At 67.3% G+C, this 358-nt stretch carries 1 protein-coding gene; it reads left to right on the forward strand.

All coding sequences use genetic code 11. The features are described from left to right. Positions 1-135 precede the first annotated feature (135 nt). A partial coding sequence (locus R5H29_RS13925) for an alcohol dehydrogenase catalytic domain-containing protein (protein ID WP_332329305.1) occupies positions 136-358 on the forward strand: 223 nt, incomplete at its 3' end.

Consider the following 358-nt stretch of genomic DNA (forward strand, 5'->3'; position numbering starts at 1 on the left):
GTTCTGCGCTGTGACGTTGCCGCCAATGAAACCCGGCACGCGTGAAAACACCAGAGCGCGGGCGTCGCGGGAGGGTGATGCGGCGTGCGCGCCGCCGCGGCGTTGAAGCGCTCGCATCCAACGCCAAGGAACCCCATGCCCGACGCCATCGGCTACGCCGCCCGCACCGCCCATAGCCGCCTGCGGCCAACGCCTTTCACCTGCGACGATCCGCAGGCCACCGAGGTCGAGATCGACATCCTTTTCTGCGGCGTTTGCCACTCGGACATTCATCAGGTGAAGAACGAGTGGGGCAACACGGTCTATCCCTGCATGCCGGGGCACGAGATCGTCGGCCGTGTGGCGCGCGCCGGCAGCT

The organism is Stenotrophomonas sp. A3_2, from assembly GCF_036624925.1.
GTDB classification, from domain to species: domain Bacteria; phylum Pseudomonadota; class Gammaproteobacteria; order Xanthomonadales; family Xanthomonadaceae; genus Stenotrophomonas; species Stenotrophomonas hibiscicola.